Source organism: Kitasatospora sp. NPDC033851 (assembly GCF_055576085.1).
This window is the reverse complement of sequence record NZ_JBVIRL010000004.1, coordinates 322,012-340,122: the sequence shown is the minus strand read 5'-3', so window position 1 is coordinate 340,122 and position 18,111 is coordinate 322,012. Positions and strand designations below refer to the sequence as shown.

The following is an 18,111-nucleotide window of genomic DNA, read 5'->3' as shown; positions in this document are numbered from 1 at the left end:
GAATTCTCGGGAATCAGCGCCCGGCCTGCGTGAATCCGCCACCGAGGTAGCGGAACTCCGGGTCGTCTGCGGGCAGCTCACCGAGCTTCGCGATCAGCTCGGCGGCGAACACCTCGGCGTCGTCGAGCGGTTGGTAGCCGAGCGCCCGGGCCGACGCGAGGTCCCACCAGGCCCGGGTGTTGGCGGAGATGCCGTAGGCCACGGTGTGGCCGGCCACCGGCCCGGTGAGCGCGGCGTGCACCAGCCGGGCGCAGTCGCCGGGGCTGAGCCAGGTGGCGAGCATCCGGACACTGCGGGGCTCGGCGGTGAAGGAACCGATCCGCAGCGAGACCGTCTCCATCCCGTGCCGGTCGGCGTACAGCGAGGCGAGGTTCTCGCCGAAGCACTTGGAGAGCCCGTAGTAGGTGTCGGGCCGCTGCGGGGTGTCCACCGGCACGGTGGCGCCGTCGGCGGGCCGCTCGGTGAAACCCACCGCGTGGTTGCTGCCGGCGTTGACGATCCGCCGCACGCCCGCCGCCCGGGCGGCGTCGTAGAGCCGGTACGTGCCCTCGATGTTGGCGGCGAGGATGTCGGCGAACGGCGCCTCCCCCGGGATCCCGGCCAGGTGGACGACGGCATCGACGCCGTCCGTCGCCGAGGCCAGCGCCGCGGAATCCCGCAGGTCGGCGATGATCGCCTCGGGTTCACCGGGCACCGGGGCGCGGTCGAAGCAGCGCAGCCGGTAGCCGTAGGCGGGCAGGAGCTCCCGCAGGCAGGTCCCGATACGGCCGGCGGCACCGGTCAGCAGCACCTCGCGCGGCTGGTCCACCCTCTGTTGCGCGTCCATGGTTCCTCACAGACTCTTCGAACTGACGCTCGGATTTCAGCGAGGTGCGACGATACCTGATGGAACGACAGAGGTCCTTGCAGTAAACGGAGTCCGTGCCAACACGGCGGAGTCAGGTACGGCGCTGCGAAGGGCGCCTGGCGCTGGTGGAACGGCCGGGGCCGCCCTTTGCACTGCGCGTGCGGGCACGCGCTGCGTCAGTAGTGGAAGCGGAGCCGGATCACCAGGCAGTCCCCCGGCAGGGTCTCCAGGTAGTCGTCCGCGAACCGGTGGTAGTCACCGGACCGGCCGAGTTTCCGACCCCAGTCCTCGACGGTGCCGTCGATCCACTGACCGTCCAGGAGCAGCAGGCAGTTCGTCGGGATGACCCGTTCCGTCTCACGGCGGACGAACTCCGCCAGGTCGCCCCGGAAGTGGTGGAGCGGGTCGGTCAGGCGCGGGAAGAGGCCGCAGACCTCGGGCGAGTCGTTGGCCGCCCTGATCAGCGGCTGCTCGTAGTAGTCGGCGCGGGCGCGGGCGACGGGGTAGCCGACGAGGTCCTGGCGGGCGCGTTCAGCGAAGACCTCGAACGGCACGGCGGGCGGGAACCCCGCGGCGAACGTCTGCCATGCCCGCCCGCGTTCGGCGGCGCGCGCGGCCACGGGGGCCCGGGCGGCGCCGTTGCACGGCTCACCGGCGTTGTTGCCGAACACCGGGACGGTGTAGACGGACTTGGTCTCCGACTTGCCGGCGCTCCAGTTCGGCAGACGGTTGTAGGTGAACGAGCCGCTGTTCAGCGCGGTCGACCAGGTCGACGCGGAGGACAGCGGGGTCGCCTTGTAGTCGCCGCTCGGCCCGGAGCTGCCGGTCGTGGCGGCCAGCACCATCGCCCCCGGAGCCGACGCGAGCCGCATCGACCCGGCCGGGGCGCTGGTCAGGGCGTCCGCGGCCACCGTCTGGCGCTCGACGTCGTTGCCGCCCGGCAGCGAGGTCTGGACCCGGCACTCGGGCCGCTTGGGCGTGGTCAGCGCGCACTCGGGCAGGCGCACCAGCTTCAGCCGCGAGCCGAAGCCGGAGCCGGCCGCCTGGGCGAAGGACGAGTAGTCGACGGCCAGGCCGCTGTTCTCGTCGGCGCCGGAGACGGTCAGCAGCACGCCGTGGATCCCGGCCTTGGTGGCGGCGTCCTGGCCGAGCAGCTCGACCTTCGCCTTGCCCACCGAGCCGGCGGAGGAGACCGCGACCGGCAGCGTGCCGGCCTTGACCGCCTTGCCCTTCTCGCCGGGGACGTCGACGGTGGCACTGCCCGCTCCGGGCGGTTCGCCGTGCTTGCCGTCGACCTTGCTGACGGTCGTGTCGGCCTTGCGCCCCTTGACCTTGGCGTCCGAGCCCTTGACCGGCTTCTCCGGCCGAACTGCACGCCGCCGCCCGCCTCGTAGGGCTGCGGAACACCCGGAGGCCCAGGAGATGTGCGAGGTGCAGGTCTTGTCGCCGTCCGCGCAGCGCTGGTTCTCCGGCTGACCGTTGACGTACAGCACCAGCCGGTCCGCGAAGGCGTCGTAACTGACCGCCAGGTGCGTCCAGTTCTCCAGGACGGAGGAGGCCGGGGTGTGAGTGGTCAGGGTGCGCACCGCGCCGTTGGCGTCGGAGTCGCGCACCTCGGCCTGCCACTGGCCGGTCGGCTGCCCGTTGGCGTCGTTGCCCAAGGCGTGCCAGCGCAGGGTGACCGCGCTGTTGTTGGAGCCGGCCACCGACAGGACCGTCATGTCCCGGGTGGGGATGCCCGCGGTGTTCGCCCAGCCGGCCAGGGTGAAGCTCCGGCCGGTGTGCAGCGGGACGGCGCCGGTGGCGGCGTAGCCGGTGGAGCCGTCGAGCAGTAGGGTGCCCGGGTTGGGCAGCACGCCGCCGTCGGCCTTGATCGAGGCGCCGCCGCCGAGCTGGGCACCGGCCTTGGCCGGGCCCTCGTCCGGAGTGGTGGCCGGGGTGCCGGTGGCCGCGTTGAGCTTCCAGCGGCCGGCCAGCTGCGGGCGCTGCTGCACCATCGCGGTGGCCTCCGGGCTGGTGACGACCCGGTCGTAGAGCCGCACGTCGTCGATGTCGCCGCCGAAGAACTCGGCGTTGACGCCCTCGCGGTTGACCGCCCCGATCTGCAGCGGGCCGGGGTTGGCCCACGGCGCGTTCTGGGTGTAGTCGGACTCGCCGACCAGGTAGCCGTTGATGTACAGGCGCAGCTTCTTGGCGGCGGTGTCGGAGACGCCCAGCAGGTGGGTCCACTCACCGGTGGTGCCGGCGAAGCACGGCACGCCGTTCACCTGGGTGTTCGGGGTGCAGTCGGCCTGCCAGGTGCGCACCAGGGTGTCGGCGGAGGCGTCCTCCTTGTAGCGGCCGAAGATCCAGCGCTTCCAGTAGGGCGAGTAGTACAGCGAGAACTCGTTGTTGTGCTGGCCGATCTGGGTGACCGCCATCTTGGGGTTGGTGTCACCGGCGGTGGGCGCGGGCAGCTTGACCCAGGCGGAGACGGAGAAGTCCCGGCTGCCGTCCACCTGCGGGCGGGTGCCCCGCAGGTAGTCGTCCACGCCGTCCAGGTGGGTCCACTGGTTGAGCGCCACCGGGGTGTCCGAGTAGGCCGGTTCCAGCGTGTAGACGGCGTTGGTGTCCTAGCTGGAGGTCCACATGGCCCACTTGCCGCCCATCAGGCCGAGGGCGAAGCGAGCAGCGAAGTTGCCGTTCTCACTGACCGCGACCCGGTTACGGGTGGTGTCGGCGAGGTTGACCCAGGCGGACACGGCGAAGCCCCGGGTGGTGTCCAGCACGTTGCCCTGGGTCTCGGCGTAGCCGTTGGGGGTTCCGTCCAGGGCGAGGGCCTCGCCGAGGTGACCGGGTGCGCCCGGGGTGGCGCCGGAGTCGGGGGTGGCCTCGAAGCCGCCGCCGGCGCCGGAGACGCTGGTGCCGCTCGCGTCGTCCATCGCCCAACCGATGCGCTGGGTCTGCCCGGAGAGCACGCTGAAGTAGTACGTCTCGGACTGCGAGGCGTTGCCCGCGCCGTCGATCGCCTTGGCGGAGAACATGTGCACTCCGGCGGTCTGCGGCTGGACGCGCACGGTCTGCGCGGCGCCGCCGCTGGTCGCCACGTCGGTCGGCACCGAGCCGTCGAGGGCCCACTGGTACCTGACCACGTCGGTGGCGGCCGACTTCAGGGTGAACAGGCCGTTCTTGCCGACGCCGTCGGTCCACGGCAGCATCGCGGTGGCGTCCTTGGAGCCCGGGTAGGCGTCCGAGGTGATCGCCGGGCCGCCGACTTCGGGTATGTGGACGAAGTTTGGAGCGGATTTTAATGGAAATTTAAAAGGACTGTCAAAGGTAAATCAGAAGACCCTGACGGGGCTGGCCCTGATACCGCGCCATCCAGAGGTGGATCAGTCCTGTTAAAAACGGATGAACCCCCCCCTTGCGCCTTTGAGGAAAATCACGCAGCAGAAAGGTTTCGCCAGGGCCATCACCCCTGGCCATCAAGGGTTTCAATGACGCCTGCGGCGCACCCTTGCTCGGCCTCACCCACGGAAAATCACGAAATCCCGAGTTCCCGACAATTGATGTGACATCAAGAACTGACGAAACCTCATTTACCTTATCCGGCACGCAGATTCTTCTTTTCCACCGGACCGGACTGCCCGCCGACAGCCCGGCCCGGCACCCCGGGGTGCGCGCACCCCGGAGGTCTGACAGGTGCCCAGCCATCGGTCGGTGGCGGACGCGGCGGGGCCGACGGCTGTGCGGCGGTCGTCTGCCCCGTTCCGTCCGGTTCATTCCTCTTCGTGCCGCCGGGCGCCGGCGCCACCCCTGCCGCCCTCGCCGCCCACCGCCCGCGCCCCGCGCAGCGTCACCCCGAAGTGGGTGCGGAGCCGCCGGATCTCCCACCAGGCGACGGCGGTCACCGTCGCCGGGCCGCCGACGACGGCGCCCAGCTCGACGGGCAGCGGGCCGGGCGGCAGGCCTCCGAACAGCAGCCCGATCGCGGCGAGTTCCCACACCAGGACGCCCGTCAGCACCGGTGGGAAGACGGCGTGCACCCGGTCCAGGGTGAAGGCCGTGCGGACGACGGTCGGCGAGGCGAACGCCACGAACATCAGCGCCCAGATCGGCGCGGCCAGGAGCAGCAGGTCGACCAGCGCGCCGACCAGCACCACCTGGACCGAGCCGCGTGCCTGGGCGACGAGCCAGAGCAGCACCGGCACCACCGTGCAGGCGCCGACGTACTGCAGTGCCTTCAGCACGGCCGGCCGCACCTGGGCGCGCATCGCGGGCCGCAGGGCCGGGCCGGCGAGCCGGAACAGGATGCCGACCACCACCGGGGCCGTCACCAGTACCAGCCAGGGCGTGATCACCAGCCGGAGCTGGAACTGGTCGTTGGCCTCGCTCCAGTCCTCCGGCGAACCGTAGACCGCCAGCACCAGGAAACCGGCCACGAGCGCCAGCCACCCCCGTATCCGCTGCACCCGCAGCACCACCGGGTCGGTGATCCCCCGCGGGCCCGGCACGGCGAACACCCTCCGGGCCAGCCGTCGCGCCGAGCGCGCCATCGGGTAGAGGCCGAGGAAGACCAGGAACGGCCACAGGCAGAAGAGCAGCGGTAGTACCCAGCAGCCGGTCGCCTTGCGCGCGGGCGCCAGCAACTCCCGCAGCGTGGGCCACTCCTCGCCCCGGAAGCGCTGCCACAGCGGCACCCGCGGCTGTTGACCGTGGCCGTAGCCGTAGTCCTGCCCATGGCCGTAGCCCTGCCCGTACCCGTAGCCCTGCTGCTGGTACGGGTTCTGCTCTCCGTAGGTCATGCCGAGGTCCTCACGCGGTCGCCCCCGTCGACCGGAGACCCGGCCGACTACCGACCGCCGCACCCTACTGCCGCACACCCACCCTTCGTCCACCCACTTCGTCCACCCGCCCCCGTGCCGCGCTACGGCAGCTGGATCGCGGGGAAGGTGCCGGCCGGGGTGCCGTCGAGGGCGCCGTCCATGGCGTCGCGCCAGATCGGGCCGGCCAGGGTGCCGCCGAAGGCCTGGCCGACGACCTTGCCGCCGATCCGCTGGCCGTCCAGCGGCTTGGGGTTGTCGGTGTCGCTGACGACGGTGGCGCCGGCCATCTCCGGGGTGTAGCCGACGAACCAGACCTGGCGGCTCTCGTTGGTGGTGCCGGTCTTGCCCGCGCTGTCGCGGCCGGTGAGGCCGGCCGCCTTTCCGGTGCCGTCCTCCACGACGCCCTTGAGCATCGCGGTGACGGTGTCGGCGGTGTCGGCGGACATCACGGCGGAGCAGTTCGCCTGCGGCACGGCCAGCTGCTTGCCGTCGGGGCCGGTCACCGAGGTGATGGCGGTCGGCGCGCAGTAGGTGCCGTGGGCGGCGAAGGTCGCGTAGACGCCCGCCATCTCCAGCGGGGTCAGGTCGTTGCTGCCGAGCGTCATCGACGGCACCACCTGGAGCTTCTCGCCGCCCGCCTGCTCGGTGATGCCGAGCTTGTTGGTCATCTGGGCGACGTTGCAGAGCCCGGTGTCGGCCTCCAGCTTCGCGAAGTAGGTGTTGACCGACTGGGCCATCGCCGTCTTCATGGTGAACTGGCCGGTGAGGGACTGGCTGTCGTTGTGCACCTGCCCGGCCGACGGGAACTTCCCGCCGGAGCAGTCCTTCATCGCCGGCCACGGGATGCTGTAGTCGGTGGTGTAGCTCTGGCCCGGCGTGAGGCCGTTCTCCAGGGCCGCCGCCGCGACGATCGGCTTGAACGTCGAACCGGTCGGGAAGCCGAGCCCACCGCCCATGGCCTTGGTGGCGTTGTAGTTGATCTGGGTCTGGCTCTGCTTGTCATCGACACCGTACGGGCGGCTCTGGCCCATCGCGAGGATCCTGCCGGTGCCCGGCTCGACGATGCTCATCGCGGTCGCCGCCTGGTCGCCCGCGTTCACGTGGCTGGTGACCGAGGAGTTGAGGGCCGCCTGCGCCTTGGGGTCGAGCGTGGTGTGGATCTGCAGCCCGCCGCGCTTCCACACGGCCTGCCGCTCGGCCGCCGACTTCCCGAAGGCCGGGTCGGTGAGCACCACCTTGCGCACGTAGTCGCAGAAGAAGCCCTCGCCCTGCTTGGCCAGAATGCAACCCTGCTGCGGGGCCTGGACGTTGAGCCCCAGCGGGGTGGCGATGGCCTGCTGGGCCTCCTCCTTGGTGATGTGCCCGTACTCGGCCATCTTGCGCAGCACGGTGTCGCGCCGGTCCTTGGCCGCCGTCGGGTCGACCACCGGGTCGTAGCCGCTGGGCGACTGCACCAGGCCGGCCAGCATCGCGGCCTGCGGCAGGGTGAGGTCCTTGGCGTGGACGCCGAAGTAGCGCCGCGCGGCCGACTCGATGCCGTAGGCCTTCTCCCCGAAGAAGGTGATGTTCAGGTAGTTGGTGAGAATCTGGTCCTTGCCCAGGGTCTCCTCGACCTTGATCGCGTACTTCAGCTCCTGGATCTTGCGGCCGATGGTCTGCCGCTGCGCCTCCTGGACCTTCTTCGGGTCGTCGCCCGCCTCGTCGACGAACACGTTCTTCACGTACTGCTGGGTCAGGGTGGACGCACCCTGAGCGGTGGTGCCCGAGGAGGCGTTCTTGTCCACGGCGCGCAGCACCCCCTTGAGGTCGATCGCGCCGTGCTCGTAGAAGCGGTTGTCCTCGATGTCCACCAGTGCGGTCTTCACCAGCGGGGATATCTGGTCCGCCGACACCACGGTACGGTCCCGGTCGTACACGGTGGCGATCGTGCCGCCCTGGGCGTCGAGGATCGTCGAGGCCTGGGACAGCGCCGGCGTCTTGAAGTCGTCGGGCAGGTTCTGGAAGTCGTCCGCCGCCGACTGGGCCCCCAGCCCGGCCGCCGCCACCGCGGGCAGCGCGATCCCCGCCGCCACGGCACCGGCGACCACGCTGATCCCGATCAGCCGCAGCCCGTGCCCGAACTTCCGCATACCCGTCCCCACCAGCTTCTCTGCCATACGAGGACCCTACGTGCACGTCATGAGGAACTCGTAAGGGATCCGGCACCGCTCTGTCACAGCTCTGCGACAGGGCGGCAGCCGGACCCCTGGGCTGCCGGTCTACGGGCGCTCGGGCTTACGGGCGGCGGGTTTACAGGCGCTCGGCGAGGGCCTGGTGGACGCGGTGCCAGGCGTCGGCGGTCGCGGCGGCGTCGTGGTCGGCCGGGCGGTCGGCGGCGAAGCCGTGGCGGGCGCCCGGGTAGGTGATCAGTTCGTGATCGACCTTGGCGTCGGTCAGCCGCTGCTCGGCCGCCTGCCACTCCTCCTGCGGGAGGATGTGGTCCAGCTCGCCGCAGAAGCCGAGCAGGTACACGCCGTTGGCGGCGATGCGCTCGGCCGTCTCCAGCGGCGGCACCGGGCCGACCAGCGGGAAGCCGGAGTTCAGCAGCCAGCCGGGGTAGAACACCGCGGCCAGCTCGAAGCGCAGCTCGGTGGCGGCGCGCACGGCGATGTGCCCGCCCATGCTCGTTCCGACGAACGCCACGCCGCGCCCGTCGGCCAGGGTCCGGGCCTCCGCCAGGGCCGCGGCGGCGTCGGCGACCAGTTCGTCGCGGTCCAGGGCGCGCATCAGCACCAGGCCCGCCTCCCGCTCCTCCGCGCTGTACCCGAGTTCGGTGCGGCGGGCGTTGCGCCAGTAGAAGTCCGGCGCCACCGCCACGTACCCGAGGCCCGCCAGCTCGGCGCAGACGCCCCGCAGGTACGCGTTGACCCCGTACAGCTCGGAGCAGACCACCACCGCCCCGCGCACCTCGCCCTCCGGGCGGTGCACGTACGCCTCGATCCCGCCGGGCGTGCCCAGCTCCTGCCACTGACCTGTCATCAGATCCCCCGTTGAGTCGGCCGGAAAGTACCGCTGCGCATCGTAGTGCCACCCGGGGCCGGGACAGGGAGCAGGACAAGGGCTGAGACAAGGGCAAGGACAAGGACTTGGTATGACCGCGGCAAACACTTCCCCCCGCCGCCTCCGCGCATCTGGACGGGCCCACCGTCGGGTTGATGTGGTGTCGGGGCTCCGATCTCGCACGTACGGACCTCCCACACCCTCACACTCGGGAGCACACGCATGCGCAAGTCGTTCAAGGCCGCCGCCCACACCCTGGCCGCGCTGGCCCTGGCCGCCGTCGGCACCACTTCGCTGGCCACCGGAGCCGAGGCGCAACCCGCCCCGGCGCCCGCCCACTTCGGGGCCAAGCCGCTCGTCCCCGCCGCCCCCGCCGCCGCCTCGCAGCAGCGGGCCGCCTCGGCCGCCTCCGGCAACACCCTGAAGGTCGGCTCCAGCGCCGGCCAGGGTGTGGTGTCCCCCACCCCCAAGGTCTACCTGGTCTTCTGGGGCTCGCAGTGGTCCTCCGACCCCGCCGGGGTCGCGCCCGACCTGCAGAACATGTTCAAGGGCCTCTACGGCAGCCAGGACACCTGGGGCACCATCCTCGACCAGTACTGCGAGGGCGTCGCCAAGGGCACCGTCACCTGCGGTACCAAGGGCGTCCACGTCCAGCACCCCACGTCCTCGCCGCTGGCCGGCGTGTGGTTCGACAACGCAGCCGCCGCACCCACCCAGGCGACCTCCACGCAGATCGCCGCCGAGGCCGTGAAGGCCGCCGGCCACTTCGGCAACACCACCCAGGCGCCCAACCTCAACGCCCAGTACGTGGTCGTCTCCCCCACCCACACGCACCCGGACGGCTTCCCCAACACCGGCTTCTGCGCCTGGCACGACAAGACCAGCGCCTCGTACGGCACCCTGGCCTACACCAACCTCCCGTACATCCCGGACAACGGGGCGGGCGCCTGCACGACGTTCACGGACGGACGGCTGCTCTCCGGCATCGAGTCCACCGAGACGCACGAGTACGCCGAGACGGTCACCGACTTCTGGCCCAGCATCGGCTGGAACGGCGGCGGCGGGGAGATCGGCGACGCGTGCGTCGACCTCGACGCCTACGTCGCCCTGAGCACCGGCACCTTCGACCTTCAGGGCCTGTGGTCGAACAGCGCCAACAAGTGCGTGACGCGCGGCCAGTAGCGTTCACCCGGAGCCCCGTTCCCGTCCGCCGGACGGGGGCGGGGCTCCGCACCGTCGGCAGCCGGTGCGCCGGCCGGCCCCGGTCTCCCCCGGCGTCGTCGGCTCACTCGCGGTAGAGCAGGACGGTGACCCCGGCGAGGGCCGCGCTGGCCACCAGGGCCCAGGCGAGCTGCCCGTGCAGGACCAGGACCGCGCCGGGGGCGGCGCCGGCGAGCATGGTGGCGACGGAGAGGATCCGCCTGGTCCGGCGGGGGGCGGTGCCGCCGGCCAGGCGGGAGTCGGCGGCCAGGCCGGTCAGGGTGAGGGTGAGCACGGTGGTGGTGAGGTCCGGTATCCCGAGGCCGCGGACCGTGCCGTTGCGCAGGCCCATCGCTAGGGCGAGCAGCGCGATCACGCCGTACTGCGCGGGCCCGTCCGCGCTCCAGGCGAAGACCACGGCGGCGGCCGCGCCGTGCAGCGCGACCTCCAGGACCAGGGCCGTGCGCACCAGGCGCGGGCGCCGGGTGCCGGCGTGCCGCGCGGCGAGGCGCCCGGCCAGGACGGCGCCGAGGAGGAAGGCGGCGAGGGAGGTCAGCGAGCCGACGACGGAGAAGCCGGGCGCTCCGGCGAGGGCGAAGGCGATGACGACGACATTGCCGGTCATGTTCGCGGTGAAGACGTGGCCGAGGCCGAGGTAGCTCACGGCGTCGATCAGGCCGCTGACCATGGTGAGGCCGAACAGGGCCAGGGCCAGCGGGTGGCGGTCGCGGATCTGCGCCCCGGGCAGCTGCGGCGGCGACGCGGTGCGGGACTCGTGCGCGGGCACGGACTCGGGCACGGACTCGGGCGCAGGCTCGGGCGCGGACTCGGGCGCGGGCGTGGTCACGACGGCTCCTCGTGTCGAAGTAGGGGGAGGTGGGCAAGGGCACCGCCTCGGTCCGGCGGTGCCCACTGATGGAATTGACGAACCATCAGAAGAAGCACGGGTCCGTCGGCAGCGCGGGCTGCCCGGGGAGGGTGGCGAGGCCTCGGGCCGCGCGCCAGGCGTGCTGTTCGCCGGAGGCCGCCACGGCCTCCAGGACGCTCTCGGCCTGGTGGACGCCGGCCGGGCCGGGGGTGGGGGTGGGGGTGGCGTGGTAGCCGCCGAACCGCACGACCGGGCTCCAGGGCGGCGTCACCGCGGGCAGGTCGGGGGCCAGGCCCTGGTGCTCCTGCGTCCCGTGGACGATGCGTCCGCCGACGACGGTGAGGACGGACTCGATGTGCGGGATGTCGGCCTCGGGCACGGTGAAGTAGTCGGCGCTGAGCAGCGCGATATCGGCGTAACTTCCCACTGTCAGACGTCCCTTGACGTCCTCCTCGCCGGTGAGGCGGGCGCCGCCGAGGGTGTAGAGCTCCAGGGCCTGTTCGCGGCTGAGCCGGTTGTGCTCGGCGGCGAGGCGGCGCCCGCTGACCGTGCGGCCGGAGACCAGCCAGTGCAGGGCGACCCAGGGGTTGTAGGAGGAGACCCGGGTGGCGTCGGTGCCGGCGGCGACGGTGAGGCCGCGGTCCAGCATGGCGCGCAGCGGCGGCGCTTCGGCGGCCACCGGGGCGCCGTAGCGGGAGACGAAGGCCTCGCCCTGGAAGGAGAGGCGGTTCTGCACGGAGACGGCGCCGCCGAGGGCGGCGATCCGGTCGAGGCTGTCGGGGCTGACGGTCTCCGCGTGGTCGAAGAGCCAGCGGTTGCCGTGTGGGAAGAGGCCTTCGGCGGCGAGCTTCTCGAAGACGGCGAGGTCACGGCGGATGGTCTCGTCGTAGGTGGCGTGCAGCCTGAATCCCCAGCCGTGCTCCATCAGCAGGCGGACGGCCTTCTCGAACTCCGTCTCATAGGAGCCGAGTCGGGGGCGTGGTTCGGCGAAGTTCTCGAAGTCGGCGGCGGCCCAGGTGAGGTTCTCCCCCGCGCCGTTGAGGCGCAGCCACTCGTCGCCTTCGCCGGGGCGCACGGTGTCGACCCAGCGCCTGAGGTCGTCGAGTTCCTGCCCGGCGGTCTGCGGGAAGAGGTGGTAGGCGATGCGCAGGGTCAACTGGCCCTGGCGGGCGAGTTCCATGACGGTGCCGTAGTTCTCGGGGAAGCTCTGGAAGCCGCCGGCGGCGTCGATCGCGGAGGTGAGGCCGAAGCGGTTGAGCTCGCGCAGGAAGTGCCTCGTTGAGCCGACGCGGTCGGCTTCGTCCAGGGTCGGCGCCTTGGCGAGGGTGGAGTAGAGCAGTAGAGCGCCCGGCGCGGCGATCAGCAGGCCGGTCGGTTCACCGTCGTGTCCGCGGACGATCTGGCCGCCGGCGGGGTCGGGGGTGTCGCGGGTGAAGCCCGCGGCGCGCAGCGCGGCCTTGTTGAGCAGGGCCGACTGGTAGAGGTGCAGTACGAAGACGGGGGTGTCGGGCGCCGCGGCGTTGAGCTCGGCCAGGGTGGGCAGGCGCCGCTCGGCGAACTGGTCGGCGGACCAGCCGCCGACCACCCGGACCCACTGGCCGGGCGGGGTGCGCTCGGCCTGCAGCCGGAGCATGGCCAGGGCTTCGCGCAGTGTCGGGACGCCGTCCCAGCGCAGTTCCAGCACGTAGTTGAGGCCGCCGCGGATGACGTGCAGGTGCGCGTCGTTGAGTCCGGGGACGGCCCGGCGGCCGAGCGCGTCGACGACCCGGGTGTCGGGGCCGACCAGCGGGACCACGTCCGCGTCGTCACCGACCGCCTGGATCAGCCCGTCCCGGACGGCCAGCGCGCCGGCCCGGGGGCGGCGCGGGTCGTTGGTGTGCACCTTGGCGTTGCGGATGACCAGGTCGGCGGGCAGGGCGGGGGCGCCGGGACGGATCCCGGCGACGGGCATGCTGGACAACGAGGGGTCCCTTCGTGCGGTGGTCTCGGCCCGACAGGGCCACCCGGCGAAACCTAGGCAGCAGACCGGCACCCGACGCACTTCGCAGCGCATCGCGACTTGCCCCGCAGCGCACTGCGGTCGGGGCCGGACGCGGCGCCGACCTACCGTGCGTTGTCGGAACAGTCCAGGGCGCACAGCGAGCAGAACCACCGGCCGATCGCCGACTAACGTCGCTGTCGTGCCGCCCCGGATGATCCGGATCGCGGCTGACACAGCCGGAACTGATGCAGCGTCAATGAGTCGCCTTCCCAGGCGAATTCCCCGCTGACTCCCCGCTGACTCCCCGCAGACCCGCTGCAGATGCGCGGCAGATGCGCTGCCAATCCGCTGCCGATTCCCTGCATCCCTCAGAAGAGAGAAGAACCATGGTCGACTTCACCCAGGTCCACGCCGCTCCGAGCCCCGACCTGCTCACCCCGGACAACGCGATGATGCTGTTCGTCGATCACCAGCCGCAGATGTTCTTCGGCACCGGCAGCGGTGACCGCACCTCCATCATCAACTCCACCGTCGGCCTGGCGAAGGCCGCGAAGATCTTCGACGTCCCGGTGGTGCTGTCCACCGTCGCGGCCGAGTCCTTCTCCGGACCGATCCTCCCGCAGTTGCAGGCGGTCTTCCCCGAGCAGGAGGTCATCGACCGGACCAGCATGAACGCCTGGGAGGACGAGGCGCTGGTCGAGGCGGTCAAGGCGACCGGCCGCCACAAGATCATCCTGTCCGGCCTGTGGACCGAGGTCTGCCTGGTCCTGCCGGCGCTCTCGGCGCTGGAGCAGGGCTACGAGGTGTACGTCGTCGCCGACGCCTCCGGCGGCGTCAGCCCGCGGGCCCACGAGCACGCCCTGCAGCGGATGACCGCCGCCGGCGCCGTGCCCGTCACCTGGGTGCAGGTGCTGCTGGAACTCCAGCGTGACTGGGCCCGCGCCGAGACCTACGTCGCCGTGACGGACCTGGTCAAGGAGCACGGCGGCGCCTACGGCATGGGCATCGTCTACGCCCAGTCCATGATCAACCCGCACGCCGCCGGCTGACGGCCCGCCACCGACCCCGACGGAGTCCGACATGAACACGGGTCTTCTCCTGCTGCGCCTGGTCGCCGGCCTGCTGATCGCGGGCCACGGCGTCCAGAAGGTCAGCTTCCACCTCGGCGGCAGCGGACTGGACGGCGGCACGGCCGAATTCCGGGGTGACGGCTTCCGCGGCGGCAAGCTCACCGCGATAGCCGCCGGCGGCACCCAGATCGGGGCCGGGCTGATGCTGGCCCTCGGTCTGCTCACCCCGCTGGCCGCCGCCGGCGCCATGGGGGTGATGACGGTCGCCCTGACCGTCAAGTGGCCCCACGGGCTGTGGGTGCAGCACGACGGGTACGAGTACCCGTTCGTCCTGATCACCATCGGCGCGGCGCTGGCCGCCACCGGCCCCGGACAGTGGTCGGTCGACGGCGCCCTCGGCCTGGCGCACTGGCCGCTGTGGTGGTTGCCCGTGGCTGTCCTCGCCGGCGTGGGCGGCGGCCTGGCCACCCGGCTCGCCCTGCACCGGGCCTGACGGCAGCGGCACCCCCGACGAGCTCGGGCCCCTGGACACGCCCGTGTCCAGGGGCCCGAGCTCGTTGCGGTTCGAACCCTTCGGCGCCACGAACCCGGAAACCCACGCAGGGGCCCGGACCCGGCGGTGACGCAACGCATCGGGACCCGGCTGTGCGCGCACCCGCCCCTGGGGTACGCGCACAGCCGGGTCCCGGTTCCCGCACAGCCGCCGACCGGGGCCGGGCCCGCCATCGGAGGGCCCGGCCTGCCGTCACACCCCCGTCTCGGGGGTGACGACGAGGTGCTCGGCGAGGAACCAGACCTGGGTCTCGCCGGTGCGGATGATCTGGGAGACCAGGAGGTCCTGGGTGCCGTCGTCGCCGAGCCGCGCCGTGCGGGTGGCGGCGTCGCGGGCGTCGGCGAGGATGGTCTCGTGTGCGTCGAGGAGGCGCGAGAGCATCGACGGCACGCCCTCGATGCCGTCCGGCGGGCGCGGGACGCCCGTGATCTCGGCGGCGTGACGGGGGTCGCCGACGGCGACACCGCCGAGCATCTGCACCCGTTCGGCGAGCGCGTCGACCAGCTCCAGCTGTTCCTGGGCGTGCTTGTCGAAGAGCAGGTGCAGCTGGTAGGCGGTCGGCCCGCGCATGCCCCAGTGGTACTTCTTGTACAGCGCGTACAGGAACTGGGTGTCCGCGAGGACGCGGTTGAGCCGCTGGGCCGAGTACTGCCGGGCGTCGTGGGAGAGCGCGATCGGCAGCTGGGTGACGGTGCCGAACTCCTGCATCTCGGGGCCGTGTTGGTGGAGGCGTGGCTGGTTGGTCATGGTGCTCCTGTCACTGTTTCGGGGGGGTGTCAGTTGTCCACGGACCGGACGGCTTCGCGGATCACGTCGGCGACCCGCCCGGGGTGGGAGAGCATCACCAGGTGCGAGGAGTCGACCTCGACCGTGGCTGCCCCGGCGCGCCGGTAGCCGAACCGCTGGACGTCGGGGTTGATGGTCCGGTCGGCGCCGGCCACGATCCCCCAGGAGGGCTTGGTCCGCCACGCGGCGGTGGGTGCGGCCTCGCCGAACGCCGCTGCGGCGAGCGGCCGCTGGGAGACCGCGAGGACCCGGGCCCGACCGGGGTCGACGTCGGCCGCGAAGATCGCCGGAAGACGGTCGACCTCCACCGAGACGTCGGTGCCCTCGCCGTCCCCGCCCTCCAGCGGGAAGGGGGTGTACACCAGGGCGGAGGCGAGCTCGGACGCGGGGAAGCGGCCCTGCAGCTCACCCAGGCTCTCGCCCTCCTCCAACGCGTAACCCGCGAGGTACACCAGCGCCTTGACGTTCTCCTCGGCGCCCGCCACGGTGATCACGGCGCCGCCGTAGGAGTGGCCGACCAGCACGACCGGCCCGGGGATCTGCCGGACCACCGACGCGATGTAGGCGGAATCGCCGACCAGACTGCGGTTGGGCACGGCCGGCGCCACCACCTTCAGCCCCTCGGCCAGCAGCTCGGGGATGACCCGGGCGAAGCTGGAGGCATCGGCGAAGGCGCCGTGCACGAGCACGACGGTGGGTGTGTCATTCGTCGTCATGACTGAATCCTCAAGATCGCTGCTTTCTTCGGGGCATGCGCACCGCGCCGGAGGTCCGACGCCGTGCGCGAGGCGGCATCAGCGTAGGAACGCCCCGGCCCGGGGCCTGTTCCGACGGCGCACCGCCCACAGCCGGTCAGCGCACAGTGGCTGACACTGCGTCATATGCGCTGGATCATTGCAACGCCGGTCGATCCGTCTGCGGCACTCTCGGACGACACCGTGTGCTCTCACAGGCCATCGACCGCCACCGGCCGCCCCTAACGTGAGGCCCATCAGCAGCCCACACGCTGTCCGAGAGAAACGGGAAAACCCATGCCGTTCATCACCGTTGGCCAGGAGAACTCCACCTCCATCGACCTTTTCTACGAGGACCACGGCACCGGTCAGCCGGTCGTCCTGATCCACGGGTTCCCGCTGGACGGGCGCTCCTGGGAGCGGCAGAGCGCCGCGCTGCTCGACGCCGGCTACCGGGTCATCACCTACGACCGCCGCGGCTTCGGCCAGTCCTCGCAGCCCACCACCGGCTACGACTACGACACCTTCGCCGCCGACCTGAACACCGTGCTGGAGACCCTGGACCTGCGGGACGCCGTACTGGTCGGCTTCTCCATGGGCACCGGCGAGGTCGCCCGGTACGTGTCGACCTACGGCTCCGAGCGGGTCGCCAAGGTCGCCTTCCTGGCCTCCCTGGAGCCGTTCCTGCTCAAGACCGACGACAACCCCGACGGCGCCGCCCCGCAGGAGTTCTTCGACGGCATCGTCGCCGCCGTGAAGGCCGACCGGTATGCCTTCTACACCGACTTCTTCAAGGGCTTCTACAACCTGGACGAGAACCTCGGCACCCGGATCAGCGAGGAGGCCGTCCGCAACAGCTGGAACACCGCGGCCTCCGGCGGCTCCTACGCCGCCTCGGCCGCACCGAGCACCTGGTACACGGACTTCCGCGGTGACATCCCCCGCATCGACGTGCCCGCCCTGATCCTGCACGGCACCGGCGACCGCACCCTGCCCATCGAGAACACCGCCCGCGTCTTCCACCGGGCCCTGCCCTCCGCCGAGTACGTGGAGATCGAGGGCGCGCCGCACGGCCTGCTGTGGACCCACGCCGAGGAAGTGAACACCGCGCTGCTGGCCTTCCTCGCCAAGTGACCCGGACGGCCGCGGCTCCCCCGACCGCGGCCGTCCGCCCGCCCGCCGGTCCGCTGACAGCACAGCCTGACCGGCCGACCGACCAGAGACCCGCGCCCGGCGTCCCCTTCCGTGGACGCCGGGCGCGGGTCTCGAACCACGACCAGGAGGTCACCCGTGAAGCTTCGTTTCACCCGCCGCATGGTCCCGCTGGTGGCGGCGATCGCCGCACTCACGGCGGTCCCCACCGCCTCGGCGGCCCAGAGCACCCCCGGCCCCGCGAAGCCGCCGGGCTCGCACCGGCAGTTCGCCGTCGGCCCGCAGTACGACTCCACCCACGTGTACGTCGCACCCGGCACCGAGCAGGCGTTCGTGGCCAGTTGGGTGTCCACCTTCGGCGGCACCACGATCGGGCCCGTCTCCACCCAGGTGACCCCGACGCCCAGCCGGACGCTGTCCGAACTGGTCGTCTCCCCGGTCGGCACCCTGTCGGTGTTCGACTACACCACGCCCGTCCCGTACCCCTTCGGCACCGAGCGCACCGGCTGGCTGGTGACCGACCTCGACCAGGCGGTCCGGGCCGCCCGCGCCGACGGCGCGGCCGTGACCGTGGCCCCCTTCGCCGACCCGATCGGGCGCGACGCCGTCGTCCAGTTCCCCGGCGGGATCAACGCCCAGCTCTACGTGCACACCACCCCGCCGTCCTACCCCGGCCTGGCGAGCGTGCCGGAGAACCGGCTCTACCTGTCGCCGGACTCCGTAGGCGCCTTCCTGGACAGCTACCTCGCCTTCACCAAGGGCCGCATCGTCTCCGACGACCGGCGCGCCGACGGCGCCGCGATCGGCCTGCCCGGGACGACGTACCGGCTCGTCCGCCTCACCTCCGGTTTCGGCGCCACCACGGTCACGGTGACGGACGGCCACCTGCCGAGCCCCTTCGGCCGGGAGCTCACCGGCTACGGCGTGCCCGACCTCGGCGCCACCCTGGAGCGGGCCGAGGCCGCCGGCGCCTCGGTGCTGTGGGGACCGGTCTCGGCGGGCGGCCGGGACAGCGCCGTCGTCCAGTTCCCGGGCGGCTACACGGCGGAGATCCACACCGACCGGTGATCAGCCCC

The 18,111-nt window shown here is 71.9% G+C and carries 15 protein-coding genes; 5 read left to right on the top strand and 10 right to left on the bottom strand.

Going from position 1 to position 18,111, the window contains the following annotated elements; translation table 11 throughout:
* Positions 1–13 precede the first annotated feature (13 nt).
* From ACZ51D_RS11065 to ACZ51D_RS11040, 6 genes are all read right to left on the bottom strand, one after another.
* On the bottom strand, positions 14–808 hold the full coding sequence (locus tag ACZ51D_RS11065; protein WP_465662037.1) for an NAD-dependent epimerase/dehydratase family protein: 795 nt from the start codon (positions 806–808) through the stop codon (positions 14–16).
* A 215-nt stretch (positions 809–1,023) separates the two neighbouring features.
* A complete protein-coding gene (locus ACZ51D_RS11060; protein ID WP_465661940.1) occupies positions 1,024–3,411 on the bottom strand; it encodes a LamG domain-containing protein in 2,388 nt (795 codons plus the stop codon).
* A gap of 48 nt (positions 3,412–3,459) precedes the next feature.
* Entirely contained in the window at positions 3,460–4,044 is a 585-nt protein-coding gene (locus ACZ51D_RS11055) for a hypothetical protein (RefSeq protein WP_465617274.1), read from the bottom strand.
* Between the two features lie 561 nt (positions 4,045–4,605).
* Positions 4,606–5,631 carry a hypothetical protein gene (locus ACZ51D_RS11050; RefSeq protein WP_465661938.1) on the bottom strand — a complete coding sequence of 342 codons (1,026 nt, stop codon included), beginning with the start codon at positions 5,629–5,631 and terminating at the stop codon, positions 4,606–4,608.
* A 122-nt stretch (positions 5,632–5,753) separates the two neighbouring features.
* Entirely contained in the window at positions 5,754–7,808 is a 2,055-nt protein-coding gene (locus tag ACZ51D_RS11045) for a transglycosylase domain-containing protein (RefSeq protein WP_465661937.1), read from the bottom strand.
* A 133-nt stretch (positions 7,809–7,941) separates the two neighbouring features.
* Positions 7,942–8,670, bottom strand: coding sequence for a dienelactone hydrolase family protein (locus ACZ51D_RS11040; protein ID WP_465617267.1), 729 nt, complete (start codon positions 8,668–8,670; stop codon positions 7,942–7,944).
* A gap of 243 nt (positions 8,671–8,913) precedes the next feature.
* Here ACZ51D_RS11040 and ACZ51D_RS11035 point away from each other — a divergent pair, with 243 nt between their 5' ends.
* Positions 8,914–9,873: a hypothetical protein gene (locus tag ACZ51D_RS11035; RefSeq protein ID WP_360492160.1), complete on the top strand. Its 960-nt coding sequence runs from the start codon at positions 8,914–8,916 to the stop codon at positions 9,871–9,873.
* 103 nt (positions 9,874–9,976) lie between these two features.
* Here ACZ51D_RS11035 and ACZ51D_RS11030 read toward each other — a convergent pair whose 3' ends face one another.
* Both ACZ51D_RS11030 and ACZ51D_RS11025 read right to left on the bottom strand, forming a co-directional pair.
* Positions 9,977–10,738: a YoaK family protein gene (locus ACZ51D_RS11030; RefSeq protein ID WP_465661936.1), complete on the bottom strand. Its 762-nt coding sequence runs from the start codon at positions 10,736–10,738 to the stop codon at positions 9,977–9,979.
* Positions 10,739–10,823: 85 nt separating this feature from the next.
* Positions 10,824–12,710 carry an amidohydrolase gene (locus tag ACZ51D_RS11025; RefSeq protein WP_465662035.1) on the bottom strand — a complete coding sequence of 629 codons (1,887 nt, stop codon included), beginning with the start codon at positions 12,708–12,710 and terminating at the stop codon, positions 10,824–10,826.
* 416 nt (positions 12,711–13,126) lie between these two features.
* Here ACZ51D_RS11025 and ACZ51D_RS11020 point away from each other — a divergent pair, with 416 nt between their 5' ends.
* A complete protein-coding gene (locus ACZ51D_RS11020) occupies positions 13,127–13,789 on the top strand; it encodes a hydrolase (protein WP_465617265.1) in 663 nt (220 codons plus the stop codon).
* 31 nt (positions 13,790–13,820) lie between these two features.
* The gene (locus ACZ51D_RS11015) at positions 13,821–14,303 is read left to right on the top strand and encodes a DoxX family protein (RefSeq protein WP_465661934.1); all 483 of its coding nucleotides are present in this window, start codon (positions 13,821–13,823) and stop codon (positions 14,301–14,303) included.
* A 252-nt stretch (positions 14,304–14,555) separates the two neighbouring features.
* Here the strand turns inward: ACZ51D_RS11015 and ACZ51D_RS11010 are convergent, their stop codons facing one another.
* Together ACZ51D_RS11010 and ACZ51D_RS11005 are read right to left on the bottom strand one after the other, a co-directional pair.
* Entirely contained in the window at positions 14,556–15,110 is a 555-nt protein-coding gene (locus ACZ51D_RS11010; RefSeq protein WP_465617262.1) for a Dps family protein, read from the bottom strand.
* A 29-nt stretch (positions 15,111–15,139) separates the two neighbouring features.
* The gene (locus ACZ51D_RS11005) at positions 15,140–15,865 is read right to left on the bottom strand and encodes an alpha/beta fold hydrolase (RefSeq protein ID WP_465617260.1); all 726 of its coding nucleotides are present in this window, start codon (positions 15,863–15,865) and stop codon (positions 15,140–15,142) included.
* Positions 15,866–16,180: 315 nt separating this feature from the next.
* Here ACZ51D_RS11005 and ACZ51D_RS11000 point away from each other — a divergent pair, with 315 nt between their 5' ends.
* Both ACZ51D_RS11000 and ACZ51D_RS10995 read left to right on the top strand, forming a co-directional pair.
* Positions 16,181–17,017, top strand: coding sequence for an alpha/beta fold hydrolase (locus tag ACZ51D_RS11000; RefSeq protein WP_360492174.1), 837 nt, complete (start codon positions 16,181–16,183; stop codon positions 17,015–17,017).
* Between the two features lie 156 nt (positions 17,018–17,173).
* Positions 17,174–18,103, top strand: coding sequence for a VOC family protein (locus ACZ51D_RS10995; protein WP_465661932.1), 930 nt, complete (start codon positions 17,174–17,176; stop codon positions 18,101–18,103).
* Positions 18,104–18,111 lie beyond the last annotated feature (8 nt).